General features: G+C 44.0%; 10 protein-coding genes. All 10 read left to right on the forward strand.

From position 1 onward, the window contains the following. Positions 1-6: 6 nt before the first annotated feature. Genes IRQ95_RS06150 through icmH form a run of 10 tightly spaced genes read left to right on the forward strand, consistent with a single transcriptional unit; the run spans position 7 to position 12,011 of the window. Positions 7-1,431 carry a type VI secretion system contractile sheath domain-containing protein gene (locus IRQ95_RS06150; RefSeq protein WP_194436115.1) on the forward strand — a complete coding sequence of 475 codons (1,425 nt, stop codon included), beginning with the start codon at positions 7-9 and terminating at the stop codon, positions 1,429-1,431. After that, complete coding sequence (tssE, locus tag IRQ95_RS06155) at positions 1,431-1,856, forward strand: type VI secretion system baseplate subunit TssE (protein ID WP_228481309.1); 426 nt, start codon at positions 1,431-1,433, stop codon at positions 1,854-1,856. Before IRQ95_RS06150 ends, tssE begins: the two co-directional genes overlap by 1 nt. Then, positions 1,849-3,621: a type VI secretion system baseplate subunit TssF gene (gene tssF, locus IRQ95_RS06160; protein ID WP_194436117.1), complete on the forward strand. Its 1,773-nt coding sequence runs from the start codon at positions 1,849-1,851 to the stop codon at positions 3,619-3,621. The genes tssE and tssF overlap by 8 nt, the downstream gene beginning before the upstream one ends. Further along, on the forward strand, positions 3,612-4,601 hold the full coding sequence (locus tag IRQ95_RS06165) for a type VI secretion system baseplate subunit TssG (RefSeq protein ID WP_228481310.1): 990 nt from the start codon (positions 3,612-3,614) through the stop codon (positions 4,599-4,601). The genes tssF and IRQ95_RS06165 overlap by 10 nt, the downstream gene beginning before the upstream one ends. Continuing rightward, the gene (tssH, locus tag IRQ95_RS06170) at positions 4,601-7,210 is read left to right on the forward strand and encodes a type VI secretion system ATPase TssH (protein WP_194436118.1); all 2,610 of its coding nucleotides are present in this window, start codon (positions 4,601-4,603) and stop codon (positions 7,208-7,210) included. The genes IRQ95_RS06165 and tssH overlap by 1 nt, the downstream gene beginning before the upstream one ends. Positions 7,211-7,235: 25 nt before the next feature. Then, entirely contained in the window at positions 7,236-7,970 is a 735-nt protein-coding gene (locus IRQ95_RS06175) for a hypothetical protein (protein ID WP_228481311.1), read from the forward strand. Positions 7,971-7,990: 20 nt separating this feature from the next. Continuing rightward, the gene (locus IRQ95_RS06180; protein WP_194436119.1) at positions 7,991-8,974 is read left to right on the forward strand and encodes a type VI secretion system-associated FHA domain protein; all 984 of its coding nucleotides are present in this window, start codon (positions 7,991-7,993) and stop codon (positions 8,972-8,974) included. A gap of 2 nt (positions 8,975-8,976) precedes the next feature. Next, positions 8,977-9,477 (forward strand): type VI secretion system lipoprotein TssJ, encoded by a 501-nt coding sequence (gene tssJ / locus IRQ95_RS06185; RefSeq protein ID WP_194436120.1) that lies wholly within the window; start codon positions 8,977-8,979, stop codon positions 9,475-9,477. 10 nt (positions 9,478-9,487) lie between these two features. Then, complete coding sequence (tssK, locus tag IRQ95_RS06190) at positions 9,488-10,816, forward strand: type VI secretion system baseplate subunit TssK (RefSeq protein ID WP_194436121.1); 1,329 nt, start codon at positions 9,488-9,490, stop codon at positions 10,814-10,816. Between the two features lie 4 nt (positions 10,817-10,820). Continuing rightward, on the forward strand, positions 10,821-12,011 hold the full coding sequence (icmH, locus tag IRQ95_RS06195; protein WP_194436122.1) for a type IVB secretion system protein IcmH/DotU: 1,191 nt from the start codon (positions 10,821-10,823) through the stop codon (positions 12,009-12,011). The last annotated feature ends 8 nt before the right edge of the window (positions 12,012-12,019 follow it).

Raw genomic sequence — 12,019 nt, forward strand, 5'->3', positions numbered from 1 at the left:
TAATGGATGTTTGACCAGAAGCTGCAAAAGGAATTTTGCCAATTAAACAGCGCAGATGAATCGTTTATTAAAGACGCTTTATCTTTACTGGTACAGTTTGATGAGAATTTGCTTAAAGATGAGGCGCTTCTTATTGCTGGATTGACTCGGTTGATCGTAGAGATCGACCGAAGAATTTCTTCGCAGCTCTCTAATATCATCCATCATCCCAGTTTTAGTCAGCTAGAGTCGACTTGGAGAGGCGTCGAAACTCTGACTAAACTCCCGGTCAACTATCAAAAAGTAAAAGTGAAACTATTGGATGTCTCGTGGGATGATCTTTCTCATGAGCTTAATACCGCGGTATCGTTAAAACGCACCGCACTCTATAACGTAATTGCCAACCGAGAGTTGAATACGTCAGGAGGGCAGCCATTTGGCATGATAGTGGTCGATCATGCTATCTCGATGAGCCTCGATTCTGACTATGATGATTTGTATACGGCGGAACTGTTAGCCAGTTTGGGTGAGCTGTGCTTATGTCCATTTATACTTTCGCCAGATGAGACTTTTTTTGGTGAAACTGGTGCCGATTGGTTGTCCGACATTCGCAGGATTGAAAAAATTCTCAATGGCCCGGATTATACGGACTGGCAAAGATTACGCAGATTAAGCCAAGCAAGATTCATTGGCTTAGCGATGCCTCGCATCCGTTTACGTGATGCCTACGATATTCACTCTTCTCGTTACATAATGTTTTCCGAATCGCCTATCAAACCTAGGGGGCTTTGGGGAAGCGCCGCTACTTTATTTGCGTCTACCGCTATCCGCGAATTTAACCGAATCAATTGGTTTGGTTTTATGAAATCACGCTGGCAAGACAAGTTAATGGGCGCTTTGGTTAATGTGCCCCTCAATGGCGCGGGTACTGCCGCTACCTTCCATCCAGTATGCGAGCTTCATTTGTATACGGAAATGGGAAATTTCTACGCTGAGCAAGGCTTTATTCCTCTGTGTTACAGCGCAACAACGGACAAGTACTTCTTCCGTGGCAACCGTTCAGTGTGGGATAAAGCAAAAAATGATCAAGAGTTGGTTGCCGGACAAGTGCAAACCACATTGATGATTTGTCGCATCGCCCATTTTATTAAGGTGCAGATTAGAAGCATGATTGGCAACTTTCAAAGTGCCGACGAGTGTGAACGGTATCTAAACGATTGGTTACAGAAGTATACCAGCAATCTGTTCAACGCAGACGAAGCAACAATGGCTAAATATCCGCTGAGTAAAAGCCGAGTGGAAGTTAAACAGGTTCAAGGTGAAAACGATCGATATGTCTGCAATGTATTAATTCAACCACAGTATCAATTTGACAACGTGTGTGGGGAAGTCTTGCTTTCAACAGACCTTGGAACGGAAGAATCATTGTTTTCATCGAGGGCGTACGCGTGATGTTTTGGAAGACGTTCATTAACAAACAAACCATTTCTGGAGATGGTGATGACTTGTTGGAGTCGATTCACTATCAACTTACGACATTACTTAACTCAGAAGCACCAATGCGTGCAGTTCCGAATGCGTTCCCAGAAGTACAAAATTCATTGTACTGTTTTGGACTAGATAATTCTCAAAGCTTGAGCAGCCAAATAGACCAAGACCAATTTTCTCGCTCTTTAGAGCGAATGATCAAAGCATTTGAACCACGTCTATCGGATGTCAGCGTGTTTGTTCAAGAGGGTGATTCAACTAAAAATGCTATTTGCTTCTCTATCATGGCCAAAGTGGAAACAAAAAAGGGCGAACATGTTTTCCTTTTTGACTCAAATCTTAATTTGTCTAATCAGTTAGCGACGATGGAGGGACAGGAAGTTGTCTGATCAACTGTTAAGCTATTTCGAGCGTGAGTTAGCCAGTCTTCGAGGTGCGCTAAGCGAGTTTAGCCGCGAATATCCTGAGCATGCGGCTTCTATGCGTTTGAATCAAAATGAGCAAGAAGACCCAAATATTCGCCGCTTTATTGAGGCTGCGGCGTTGTTAAATGCCAAGACAGAAAAGCGCTTGGATGAACAGTTTCCTGAGATTTTGCAAGATCTGATTAATATCGTTTATCCGGGCTATCTGCAGATCATTCCTAGCTATACGCCCTTTAGCCTTGAGCTCGATCTTGAAGCCGCAACCAGTTCAATAGAACTGAAAAAGGGGGCTGAACTGGCCGTTACTCACGACGACGTGGAGTCAATGTTCACCTTTGCCGATGATCTAAATGTAGAGCCTTTCCACATTGCGGATATCTCGGCTTCGACTGCCCCGTTTAACTTTCCTACACCGAGTACATTGCGTCGCTCGGAGTCTGCCATTCAAGTGCGGCTTAAGTGCAATGATCCAGATATCTCTTTTAGTGAGATGGACATTGATCATTTTGATTTTTATGTGCGTGGTTTTGAAAGTAGCTCGAGAGGTCTTATTGATCTGTTGTTGCTGAATACTGATGCGATCGCTCTTGGTAGTGGTGAACAGCAACTGTCTATTTCGCCTAAGCGTTTAAGAAGTCGGATTGCTGATGCTGACTTCAATTGGTTACCTACTTATGACGGTCACCTAACGGGCTTTGATATTTTGAGAGATTATTTCGCGTATTCGGACAAGGCCGCATTTATGCGTATTGATGGATTGGGTGAGGAGCTGAAACAGTTTGACTGTAACGAAGTAACGCTAACACTGTTTGTATACCAGCTTCCGGTAGAGTACCTAAGCCTATTTGATCCTAGTGTACTGTTACTCAACACGGTACCAGCTTTGAACTTATTTCGCCGTCGTGGAGAACCACTCCGTTACGATTTTACCAAGTTATCTATCCCAGTGATTGCTGACGCTCAGGATCATGATTTGTACACGGTGGTATCTGTAGAAACGGTCAGTGAAGTACTATCGACAGGTGAAGTACCATTAACGCCGATATATGAAAGTGGCTACTGGTCTGACAGTGATGCACCGCAATGGCAAAGCAGTCAGCATTGGGATCATAAAGGTCGTCGATGTCTGAGTTTATCGGTGAGTTACCCTCAGTTAACCAATGAACAAGAAGCGGTGGTGTTATCAACGCAATTATTACTTTGCAATGGTCGAAACCCTTGTTTGATACCAACCTCTAGTGAGGCTGAATCAATGGCTTCTGTGGCGTTACCTGGCAAATTTAAGGTGATTAAGACACCAACTGCACCACTATATCCTGCTTTAGATAATCAATTGACTTGGCGTTTTCTCGCAATTCTAAATGCTAATTTTGCCACGTTAGTACAAACAGATGAACCAACACTCGCTTTACAAGATGTGTTGCGTTTAAGTTGTAATGCTATCCAGTGTCCTCAAGCCTATGCGATTAAAACTGTCTCATATCGTCACTTAGTCGCACCTATTACCATCTCTGGTCAAAGTATTTTTGCGTCAGGTACTGAAATAGAAGTGATCATTGATGATGAAGTACTAGGCGTTGATTTTGCTGTGTTTGCCCAAGTTCTGAATGCAGTTTTTACTCAATATTGTAGCTTCGATCGTTTTGTACAACTTTCGGTACAGAGGTTTGGTAGCGATAGTCCAGGCATTGAGTTTGAGAAGGTGCACGGGAGTCAATTATGTATATGATCGACGAGACCGTTCAAAATAGGTTAGTTAATCAACCTAATGCGTTTGATTTTGTTCAGGTAATTAGGTTGTTACAGGCGATGAACATCGTCAATGGTAAGCGAATCTCGCTAACACCAGAAATAATGCCAGAAGGTAGCCCTGCGGATGTGACCAGTGTTCGGTTAGAAGATGACCGAGTGCGCATAAAGCTTGGTCTCGAGGCTCTGGTTGGGGCGAAAGGGGTTATCCCTGACTATTTGTATGCAGAGCTTCTGAATAGCCTTCACCAAGATGACAATGCGCTGCAAAAGTTCATAGATGTGTTTAATCATCGCTATTTTGAACTAAGGGCATTTGTCGAAACGAACCGCAGCTTGATGTTGAAACAAGAACGAGATGAAAACACGAATCAAGCACTAGGGCGATTATCACAACAAGCCGCTATTGCTTGTATGTTCGCTTTGCCGGGTGCCAATAGAGATAAAATAGAGCCATCTATGCTAAGGCATGGGTTGGCTTTAGGAAATAAAAGTCGCAGTTTAAACGGTTTAAAGCGGCTTTTAAGCGATTACTTCTCTCTCGTAGTCACCCCCGTGGTGTCAGCCGCATCTTTTTATCGAATTAACAGCCAGTATCAATCCAAGCTTGGTGAGTTTAAAGGACAGAATCAGCGGCTTGGTCAAGGTTTTTGGCTCGGTTCAACAGGCGTACAAAGATTCAAAGCATTAGAAATCAATATTACACCGCAAACACGTTCTGAATATCTCGGGTTATTAAACAACCCCCATTTCGCACAATCGATGAAGTCATTAGTTCAAGCCTATTTACGCGAGAGTCTAGATATAAAACTCTATATGTACGTGAAGCGAGACTTTATTGATGAACCTAAAATTTCAAATTCTAAAAGCGGCTTAAGACTAGGAGAAGCAAACTGCCTAGCGCCGAAAAAGCGGAAATCGGAATTTCGCAAGATACTCATTCAACAGGAGAAAGTTTGATGTCACAAGTAAAGCTAGGCAATCTAGTTTCCAAGCTAGATGAACCGGTCAGAGCTGCACTAGAGGAAGCCGCTGGAGCAGCAATGGCTCAAACCGTTGTTGCGATAGAAATTGAACATTGGTTTGTACAGTTATTGTCGAGTAATGAAAGTTATCTAAAAGGTTTTATCGACAGCCAGAATGTTGATAGCAACCTTCTATTAAAAGAACTGACGGAGCGAATCACTAGGCTCAGAAATGGTTCAAATGCACAACCGACAATTAGTCGAGCATTGAGCGAACTTATGGAAAGGGCTTGGATGCAAGCTTCAGTCAATTTCGGGCATCAGGAAATTACCAGTCTTCACCTGCTGCTGGCGCTGATTCAATCTGATAACTTGGGAATGAAAGCGTTGTCGCTAGCATCACTCGAACACGTTTCAATTGAAGCGCTGGTCTCGCATATATCAGCAATAAAACAGAGCGTCAAAACGTCAAATGGCGCACAAAATTCAGGGTCTAACGCTCAAATTACCGGTGGTGCATTAGAGAAATACACGATTAATTTAACTCAACAAGCACGCGATGGTGAATTAGACCCGGTACTAGGACGTAGCACCGAAGTCAGAATGGCGATCGATATACTCTGCCGCAAACGCCAAAACAACCCGATTCTAGTTGGTGAACCAGGAGTCGGAAAAACCGCAGTTGTAGAGGGTTTGGCGCATAGCATAGTGTCAGGACAGGTACCTCCTTCAATTCAGGGGGTAGAAATTCATACGTTGGATCTGGGTCTACTTCAAGCAGGTGCGAGTATCAAAGGTGAGTTTGAAAATCGCCTAAAAGACGTGATCAACGAAGTAAAAAATGCTCAGACGCCGATTATAGTGTTTATTGATGAGGCTCATACACTGATTGGTGCTGGTGGCACTGCAGGGCAAAATGACGCGGCGAACTTACTTAAGCCGGCGTTGGCTCGTGGCGAGTTTCGCACCATTGCGGCGACGACTTGGGCGGAATACAAGAAATATTTTGAGAAAGATCCCGCGTTAACCCGTCGTTTTCAAGTGATTAGTGTCGAAGAGCCAAATGCAGAAGACGCCAAACAGATTCTGCGTGGTGTTGGTGAAGCGTTACGCGGTCACCATGGCGTGTTTATTCTCGAGGATGCGATAGACGCGGCCGTTAACTTATCGATTCGTTATTTGCCATCGCGCCAACTTCCCGATAAGGCGATTAGCTTGTTGGATACCGCATGTGCGCGTATCGCCTTAACTCAAGGAGCGAAACCTGAGTCCATAGAGTCTTTGGAGCAGAGTATTGGTTATCTGCAAAACGAATTAAACGCAGTTGACGCGGAAGGCGCGGTATTTGTCGATAAGGCTCAAGATCAAGATAGCTTAAAGCAGAAAATTGAACAGCGACAAAAAGAATTGGCTGCGCTCAATATTCAGTGGGAGCAAGAGCGTGAGCTTGTCAGCGTTGTGACTAACTTGTGTGACGTGATTGAACAGGCACGGCAAGAGAATGCAATAGATACAGAGAGTCAACAGAAGCTGACTCATGCTATGAGTGAGCTGAGAAGTATCCAGGGTGAATCTCCGCTAGTATTCCCCGTTGTGGATGAGCAAGTGATTGCGACTGTCATTGAAAACTGGACCGGTATACCGGCAGGTAACATGGTTCAAGAAGAGGTTGCGAAGCTTCTCTCTCTCGAAGATGCGCTCCATAAGAGGGTTATAGGGCAAGACGTCGCAATCCGCGAGTTGGTAAAAAGTATTCAGATATCCCGCGCTGGTTTAACTGACAGTCGTAAGCCTGTTGGCGTCTTCTTGATGTGTGGTCCTAGCGGTGTGGGGAAAACTGAAACAGCCATGGCATTGGCCGATGAAGTGTTCGGTGGTGGTGACAACCTTACGGTGATCAACATGACAGAATTTAAGGAAGAGCACAAAATTTCAATGCTTTTGGGCTCGCCTGCGGGTTATGTCGGTTTCGGTGAGGGTGGTGTGCTAACAGAAGCCATTCGTCGCAATCCCTATTCAGTATTGTTATTGGACGAGATGGAAAAGGCGCATCAAGGTGTTCATGACCTCTTCTACCAAATCTTTGACAAAGGGCATATCAAAGACAGTGAAGGGCGTACCGTAGACTTTAAAAATACCATCATCATTATGACATCAAACGCAGCCGATCAAGCGATAGTGGATATTTGTGGTGACAATGATCAGCGACTAGAAAACGACACCCTACTGGAGCAGATTAGACCAGCACTGCAGCAATATTTTAAACCTGCGTTTTTAGGAAGAACCACCATCGTGCCTTATTACCCTTTAAATCGCGAAGAGTTGAGTCAGATTGCTGAAATCAGCTTAAACCGTATCGCGAAAAAATTGGCAGAGAAATACAAGGCAGAGTTTGAGTGGGACGAGCAGTTCATCGATTTTGTTGTGAGCCGCAATACCGATCCTACGACGGGCGGACGAGCCATTGAACAAATAATTAATCGTTCGTTAATGCCTAAGCTGGCCGTGAATTGCATACATCGACTCAGTCAAGGTTTAAGTGTCAGTCGAGTGTCCGTGACCACGAATCCGGCTAGCGGTGAGTTGGTCGTAGATATAACTTGATGAGCGAATACGTTGAGGTGTCGGTATGAGTGTGGTGTTCCAAAAATTCAGAGGCAAGGTAAAACAAAGCGTTCGGCATGGTGTGTATGGGGGCGCAATCATGCTGTTTTCTTTGAGCTCGTTTGCTGATGACCGAGTGACGTTAGCCACTCAAATTTGGACGCCATATCAGACCGTCGACAGCAATGGGTCGATTGGCGGCGTTGCTGTTGAACGCGTTAAGTGTGCGTTGAAAAATATCTCACAGCCATACGAAATCAGGGTAATGAGATGGGATAAGGCACAACTCATGGTTGAGACTGGAGAGATGGATGGTTTCTTTTCTGGCTCAGCGAATGGACGTCGAGCTTCGTATGCGACGGCTTCTTATCCAGTGGTGTCAGAAAACCTAGCTTGGTTTATCGCCCCTAACGTCTACGCTGACGTGAATGATGAAACCACAAAGTACAGCCTAAGGTATGGTGCCAAGTTTAATACCAATAAGTGGTTATCTCTAAAGCGAGATGGCTTTAATGTCATTAGAAAACCAAGAGATGCGGATTCTCTACTGCAGATGCTGTGGAAAGGGGATCTCGACGTCGCATACGAATATGAATTGGTATTCGAAGAGTCAATGAAAAAAGCCGATATACCCATGGATTATTTCCAGCGTATTCGGGTGAAAAAGCAAGATTTGATGGTTCACTTTTCCAATGAGTTTTTACGTGAATCACCGGGTTTCCTAGATAAATTTAACGCTTCCTTGCGTAAGTGTTATTGAAGTAAAGGTAAGGGAATACCATGAATATAAGCCTGCAGTTAATTGAATTACCCGACAACGAACAAGTAGTGAGTCGACAGATCACCTTGCCAAATAGTGGCGGCACGATTGGTCGCTCTTATGAATGTACAGTGCAACTGCCTGATCACAGTTGTACTTTATCGCGTGTACACATTGAAATTACGCCTTTAAAAGTAGGCGGTTTTCAAGTGACTGATCGCAGTGTGAATGGCTGTCAGGTTAATGGCGTAGACTTAGGACAGGGTCAATCAGTCAAACTGAATGATGGCGACAATATACGCATTGGTGGTTATCTGATGTTAGTCAGTAACATGGATGAATTATTCAGTTCCGGTTCTAATCACCAGGACAGTTCAAGTCGTTCAACTAACCTAAGAGATAGCTCACAGTCGTTTGATTTCGAAAGTGTAATGGAAGAGCCCACTGAAGCATTTTTTAGCGTGAATGAAATATCAGCGGCAGAGCATGAAAGTGAGCCCGAGGATTTTGCCTTTTCACACGCCAATGCGATGGGAGAGGATCTCTACGCTTATGACCCGTTTGATGATGGTGATGTGCTATCGATGGTCGAGGATGAGCCTACGCCTCAAGGTGATGTCATTATGTTCAGTGAGCGTACAGAGAAAGAGAATGAAAAATCTGATGAGAACGCACTGACATTGGCTAATCGCTCACAAGTCCAGAAACTTGATACGAGTATTGCGAGGTTGACTCAGTTAGTCGAGCATCAGCAAACCGCTTTAGGCGCCGCAATTGATCGTGAAAGACTGTTTTCCTGTATTGAGGTCACGCTCGATAAGTTCTTAGATGAGTTTAATCCTCAAGCACTCGAAGATGAATTCAATGACTATATCTCGGGTTGGGGAAATAAGGACAAAAAATATTGGTCGCTCTATAAGAAACAATTCATGCGTAAGCAGAAGAAAAAGGAGTTTAAACGACAGTTTACGGCTCTGCTAATGGATGAACTGAGGGAGAAGTAGCGATGAAAAACATTGCTTTGCGTGGTTTTTGCTCGGCGTTTTTAGCGGCAGGTTTAATGGCATGTAGCTCTAGCGATGATGTGGTCTTCCAACCTTCGATCCCGGTTACTGTAAATTTATTAGCTCAAGATGAAATCAATAAGTTTGAAGATGAGCTTGCTCGTCCTGTTATTGTTCGGCTCTATCAATTACGAGATGTTGGCACATTTGAACAAGCTGATTTTGTCACTATTTATGAATCGGGTGATAGCGTGTTAGCAAGCTCGATGGTGGACAGCAAAATATTGTCGCCAGTACTACCGGGAGAGAGGCGGTCCTTCACGATAGAAGTGCAGCAAGAGACAAAGTTTCTCGCTGTCTTTGCAGAGTTTGCCAATTATGAAGTTGCGACAACTAAGGCGTCAGTAGCGTTAGTCGAGGAACCGGAAGATAGCCCTGTCGTCATTACCGTTTCTCAAGCAAAGATTGAGATTTCTCAGCCAGTTGATAGTTCATGGTGGTAAGGAGACCCGTATGAAACATCAGAGAAAAGTAGTTTGGAAGGAGGGGATGTTTGTTGCTCCTCAACACTTCCAACAAGCAGAAAGATACACAACCCAATACATCCAAAAGTTTATCGATTTAACCGCTAACGGTGCGAGTTACGGTGTTGCTCAATTAGAGACCGAGTTGACTTATCTGAAATTGGGCAAGTTTAGTGTCGTGCATTGTAGCGGTGTGTTTCAAGATGGGACACTGTTTGATTGCTCGCGAGAATTGATTATCGAAGTGCCGGAAAACACGATTAACAAAGTACTCTATTTAGCACTGCCTTTATCGATGGAAGGTGAGAATGAATACGGAACTCGAGAAGAGTTAAAACGTTACGCACTAGCAGAACATAATTTGTTTGATGCAACTGATGCTGAGCAAAGTGGGATTAAGGCTACTTTAGCTGAGGCCAATGTACGACTGTTGCTTGAAGGAGAAGATTGTAACGGTTTGGTTGTTTTACCTATCGCCAAGGTACTGGAGCGACGAGATGATGGCGAGGTTGTATTGGACAAAGGGTTTATTCCTGCATGTCTGCAATATGGCGCATCTTCACTTTTAAAAGACCGCTTAAAGGAACTTTTGATACTCGTCGAAGCGAGAGCTAAGACTGTTATCGAACGCATTGGTATCGGTGAGCAGACAAAAAGTGATTTGAGTTTAATGCGAGAATTTTTATGGCTGCAAACTCTAAACCGCTGGTTACCACAGCTCATATTGCTCGCTGAGCAACCCTATACAAATGTTGAAGTTTTTTATGAAAAGCTGGTCTGTTTTTCTTCAGAGCTTGATAGTTTCACTCCTGCGTTAGGACGCCTAGAACACGCTGTGTTAAATAAAGATAAATTACATCTAGCATTTGCGCCTTTATTTGCAAGCCTTCGCGATAAGTTGTCCATGGTGCAAAGTGATAAAGTGACGGAGTTTTCTTGGGACACCAATCTGTTTGAAAAACGTCGTTTATTACGCTTGTCGATCCCTGAGTTGAGCCAAATGGAAGATCGACGCCTCGTCTTGTCCGTTAAGTCGTCAATTGGCGCTTCGACGTCAGCAAATATATTCCCAAGCGCTTGTACCTTAGCTGGTATTAGCTTGATTGCCGATCTAGTTCGCAATGGTCAGTCTGGAGTAACAATCAATGCCTTACCTGTTGCGCCGTCAGAACTTAAGGCGCAAGCAGAACTGTCATATTTTGAAATCGATATTGCACATGACTATTGGCAACAGCTAAAAGCGAAACGAGAGCCGATTGCGCTTCATGTTGATAGTCGTATTCCAGATTTGGCACTTAAGCTTTACGCGCTAGGGTAATGCTATGAATGATTTACTTGATGAAGTCACTGTTCCTATCCAAGTTAAAACGCGGTCTGAAGAGGCGCAAGTATCGGGAACGCTGCGTTTAAATAGCCTCAATGCAATAAAAAACCAAGCACGCTATGACCTTGCTCAGCGTGACAACATGTTGTTTGACAACCCTTTGTTACGCGTGAGTTCTGAGTTGCTCTCTCTGGTTATCTCAGTTAAACGCCTAGAGTCCCCCAGCGATATGTTTGCCTTTCGAACCGGGCTTAAAGGACGGCTAACTGACCTAAAATTCAAAGTGACCAAATTAGATTATCCACCTTCTGTTGCCGATAAAGCGTGTTTTCTTTTCGCGGTAATGCTCGACGAACAGATTCTTCACTCAAGTTGGGGGGAAGATGCAGGGTGGCAACATCAAACTTTGGTCAGTGAACTTTTTGGGGTTAAAAATGGTGGAGAACAATTTTATTTAGTCGCTGAGCGTGCGTTGTTGCAACCGGTGTTATTAAAGGATTTGATAGAACTCATTTATTTAATGATCAAGTTGGGCTTCCGTGGTCGATACCGAGTTGATGGTAAAGAATTGTTAGGCGTATTAGTACAACGCTTGGAAGAAGCCATTTTTATAGATAATGATAGCGCTGAGAGCGGTCCTTTGAGTAAGGACAAAAAATTAGTCATAGAGCGCCTGATAGCGGCAGCAACCACCCGTTCTGTTAAGCCACAAAAGCCAATCAAACTGCAGCGTAGCGCGATGTTCTTCGCTGCATTAATCACGGTTTGTTGGGGAGCTGTTGCTTATTGGTATAGCGCTATTGTTCCGCAAAACGCCCAAGCGTTTTCTCAATTACCAGCGTTTACGGAGCAGTATTATCGACAAGCTAACGTACAGGAACAAGAATACGTCTATACCAGCAACGACGATGACTTAAAGCCGGTTAGTAGCAAGGGTATTGGTGCAATTGCAAGCTCGAATTCACAAGGGAACTGGCGAGTTCAACTTGCGACGCTGTCATCTAAATCGTCGGCGCAGCAATTTTTACTTGATAATGGCGGATTATTACCTAATGCAGAGGTTCGACGTCTTGGTAATTTTTACATAGTGACGACTTATGTTTCTAGTTCACGAGAGGCGCAAGAAGTTCTCAATACTGCAAAAAAAGCAGGGATAGATGATGCGTTTGTCATCAAAGCAAAGCAGTAGGTTGTGTT

It is taken from the genome of Vibrio fluminensis (assembly GCF_015278125.1).
In the GTDB taxonomy this organism is placed as follows: Bacteria; Pseudomonadota; Gammaproteobacteria; order Enterobacterales; family Vibrionaceae; genus Vibrio; species Vibrio fluminensis.

Excerpts from the sequence above, each read along its gene's own strand:
- IRQ95_RS06175 (WP_228481311.1), top strand. The coding sequence starts at position 7,236 with ATGAGTGTGGTGTTCCAAAAATTCAGAGGCAAGGTAAAACAAAGCGTT.
- icmH (WP_194436122.1), top strand. The coding sequence starts at position 10,821 with ATGAATGATTTACTTGATGAAGTCACTGTTCCTATCCAAGTTAAAACG.
- tssE (WP_228481309.1), top strand. The coding sequence starts at position 1,431 with ATGTTTTGGAAGACGTTCATTAACAAACAAACCATTTCTGGAGATGGT.
- tssH (WP_194436118.1), top strand. The coding sequence starts at position 4,601 with ATGTCACAAGTAAAGCTAGGCAATCTAGTTTCCAAGCTAGATGAACCG.
- IRQ95_RS06180 (WP_194436119.1), top strand. The coding sequence starts at position 7,991 with ATGAATATAAGCCTGCAGTTAATTGAATTACCCGACAACGAACAAGTA.
- tssK (WP_194436121.1), top strand. The coding sequence starts at position 9,488 with ATGAAACATCAGAGAAAAGTAGTTTGGAAGGAGGGGATGTTTGTTGCT.
- IRQ95_RS06150 (WP_194436115.1), top strand. The coding sequence starts at position 7 with ATGTTTGACCAGAAGCTGCAAAAGGAATTTTGCCAATTAAACAGCGCA.
- tssJ (WP_194436120.1), top strand. The coding sequence starts at position 8,977 with ATGAAAAACATTGCTTTGCGTGGTTTTTGCTCGGCGTTTTTAGCGGCA.
- IRQ95_RS06165 (WP_228481310.1), top strand. The coding sequence starts at position 3,612 with ATGTATATGATCGACGAGACCGTTCAAAATAGGTTAGTTAATCAACCT.